This window comes from Okeania sp. (assembly GCF_983059655.1).
Map to the genome: position 1 here is coordinate 1 of NZ_CEZPJD010000780.1, position 3,720 is coordinate 3,720.

Sequence of the window (3,720 nt, forward strand, 5' to 3'; positions counted from 1 at the left end):
ACTCCCTAAAGTCCTAAAATTTTGTACCTCATCAACTCCAAAACTGCTGTAATAAATTAAGTGGTTAATAATTATCAAAAAGGTCATTCCGCCTGTATTAATAACTTAGTAATTTTTTTACCTAAGAAAAGCATTCTTTTTTCACCCTTAGCATAAGAGGCAGCATCTCATTTGTTTTAAGTAGTCGTGCAAAATAAATTTCCTAGTTGAGAGAGGGAACAGGGAATAGAAAGTCAATAGAATGTGTAATTAATTTTGCATAGGAACTTAGTTTTCCTTCGGACAGAAAATGCTTACTAAAAAATAGTGATTAGAGCCAGAAAATTTTATAGTCAAATTTCAAATTTAAAGAAAGACATGAAAATAATAAATAGGCAAAATGGTTCTACTTTTTGCAGGTGACTAATTAATTATTCAAAATATTAATATCAAAAATCAATTTAAATGATAGATAATAAACCCTCTACGACAGGTAGTTCTTTGCCAGACAAACCATCCCTAAAAGCTGGCTTACTCGCTCTTAAACAAAAAAATTATCCACAGGCGATCGCTCATCTAGAAATAATTTCTCAACAAGAACCCCTAAAGCAAAAGTTAAAAGCAAAGATGGGCTTAATAGTAGCTTATGAACAAACTAAACAAATAGATAAAGCCATTACCCTATGCCGTCATTTAACAAAAATCTCTAATGATGAAATTCAAACTTTTGCTAATCGTCATCTCAAAGAATTATTAAAACAATATCCATCAAAAAAGCATCAAAAATCAAGTCTTTCTGTTCCTAAACCTCCACCATTACCACCTCCACATCAACAACAAAATATTCAAACAGGATTTGTTCCATTTAATCTCACTTCAGATAAATATGAATCGGCAAAAAATAATCAAAAAATATCTCAAAAAAATATTAATTTATCGAACATAAATAACTCGGCAAAAATTTCTAGTCAATCTTCAGATATTATCGAACATCCTCAGTTAAATCAAAATTATATAGATACAGAAGAAAATCAAACACAACATTTCTCAACTGAAATTAATAACTCCAATTCAAAACCCTCAAATCAACCCCATAAAAAATCAACAGATATTGCTAAAGACATAGACGATCGCTCGCCGAAAATAATATGGCGTGAAGCTGGAAGAGCAAAAGGAGGCCGTTACCTTAAATCTCCTAACTTAAGTCTTTTCTGGCTAGAAAAAATAGCTGTGGTTGCTGGTCTATTTTGGCTAAGTCTAACTATATTAAAGTTGAGTTTAGACCTTACTAATGATTTCCTAGTTTGGCTGCCTTATTTTCGACCAATTCAAATTTTTTACCGAGACCCAACTAGAAATTTTATAATTTTCCTCACAGTATTATTTGTCTTCTCTTCCTGGTTAATTGATGGATTATTAATTCTTGGTTATGGTCTCCAAAACTTACCAACAACAACTTTAATTAATTATAGTAAAGAAGCCAATAAACTACTCCGTAGCTTTTGCCAAAAACGAAAAATACGAGGAATTAAATTGAAAATTTTACCAATAGATGTTCCTATAGCATTCAGTTATGGATGCTTGCCTCGTTTTTTCAAATTTAGAATAGTTGTTAGTCAGGGATTGTTAGATAAATTAGCAGAAGATGAAATTGCCACTATTTATGCCAGGGAAATTAGTCATGTTAAAACAGGAGCCTTTTGGTTAATGTCTATGGCTATTTTGATGCTTCAAATTCCCTACACAATTTATTGGCAATTAACTTATTGGGCTGATTGGTTATTAAATTTTGTAGACCACAAATTACCTGATTTTTTACCAGAATTTATCAAATATTGTTTACCTATTTTAGTATCCGGTTTTAGAGTTTTTGCTGTAATAATTTCTACTCTTAGTTATGGCTTATATTGGTTACTAAAATTACCAACTTTATGGTTATCTCGTCAGAGTGTCTATTATAGTGATCGCCTAGCTTGTAATTTAACAGGAAATCCTAATGGTCTGACACGAGCTATTCTGAAAATTACAATTGGAATGGCTAATGATATACAAAATCAAGGCAAGATTAGAAATTTATTAGAAAGTTTTGAACTCTTAATGCCAGTGGGAATAAATCAAACTATCACCGTTGGTAGTATTTATTCCCATAATAATTTTGCATCAATTTTTAACTGGGATATTACTAACCCATATCGGCATTGGTTAACAATTAATAATACTCACCCTTTACTTGGCGATCGGTTAAAAATGTTAGAACTATATGCTAACTTCTGGAAGCTAGAAACTGAAATAAATTTAGAAAATATCAATGCTAATGCCATTGAAAAAAATAAGTTAAGTCAGAATCAAAAAGAGAAAGATTTAACTCCACCAAATTTTGATTTACAAAAACTTTTGCTTCAGGGAGCGCCTTTTTTTGGAATGTTAATCGGTTTATTTTTTGCTGGTTTATTTTGGTTAATAGGTGGATTTTCATCTGCTGTTGGTCTTTGGAGACTGGATTGGTTATGGGGAGATATTTCGATTTTAGTTGGCTCTATAGCTATCGGTTTTAGTATTGGTATTTTTATTAGGATTAATCACTTTTTTCCCGATATTAAACCAGCTAAAATTTTGCAACATCCTAATTTGCTAAAATTGCTAACCGACTCAGAAGCTTTGCCATTAGATAGTCAGCAAATTCAGCTCAAAGGCCAACTTCTGGGCAAGAGTGGGATAAGTAATTTGTTGGGACAAGATTTGATTCTACAAACCACAGAGGGACTGATAAAATTACATTATTCTTCTCAATTAGGTCCTATTGGTAACCTCTGGCCTGCACTAACTAATCCTGGCGGTCTTGTTGGTAAGTCTATAACTGTTACTGGTTGGTGGAGGAGAGGGGCTATTCCTTGGATAGATATCAATAACTTAAAAACTGATAATGGTCAAACAATTAATAATGGCCATCCAGTCTGGTCAACGGTCGTAGCTTGTATTTTTTCTATATGGGGAGTTTATATGATATACGTAGGCAGATTTTAATTATCAGATTATATGAAGAAAGGTGGCACTATTAAACAAGCAATGTTACATTTATTGATAAATTAATATTGCTGAAGTAACATACAGGTTCAGATTAAATTAGTAGAGATATTAAGTTTATTGAAATTTATCAACTTATGCTATCCAATAGTAAGTGTTGTTCTAGTCTGTATATCATAGTTGAGTTAATCAGCAGCAAAACTCTAAAATTCATAGTCGGCTAAACATCTTGCATGGTAAATTTAAATTTCCAAATACAGTAATTTCTGCCAGCTAGTTATTGTGGCTGGTTTTTTTTAAATTAATAAACTTCGCGATCGTAGAATTGGATATTACTTAATACATTAGCTGTTTGATTTTTATCGACTCTGTATATTTGCGGTATTATGTGTGATTATTCTAATTTAATCTGCCTTTTCCTGAGCTTGAGTTCTATCCTCATTATTCCATGACAATATAATATCATGTCCGGATAATTAGTGATAAAAAAACTTTCTTCTTCTTTCTTCTCTCCTGTTTGCGGAGCATTCCGTAGAAAATTATGAGTAGTTTATTTATAACTGTTAAACCGGACATGATATAACATCATTTTTTTATCTAGCTTTATAACGTTAGCGCTAGTGAATCCCATCTTGAATAGACAACTTCTATATTAAAAATATGTCATTTCAGTTATCAGTTATCAGTTATCAGTTATCAGTACCTCTGCCTGTTTGC

Annotated in this window: 1 protein-coding gene; it reads left to right on the forward strand. The window is 31.7% G+C overall.

The annotated features are described in order from the left end of the window. The first annotated feature begins 444 nt into the window (after positions 1–444). A complete protein-coding gene (locus AC3DU7_RS28270; RefSeq protein WP_488042585.1) occupies positions 445–3,003 on the forward strand; it encodes a M48 family metalloprotease in 2,559 nt (852 codons plus the stop codon). Positions 3,004–3,720 lie beyond the last annotated feature (717 nt).

Excerpts from the sequence above, each read along its gene's own strand:
- AC3DU7_RS28270 (WP_488042585.1), top strand. The coding sequence starts at position 445 with ATGATAGATAATAAACCCTCTACGACAGGTAGTTCTTTGCCAGACAAA.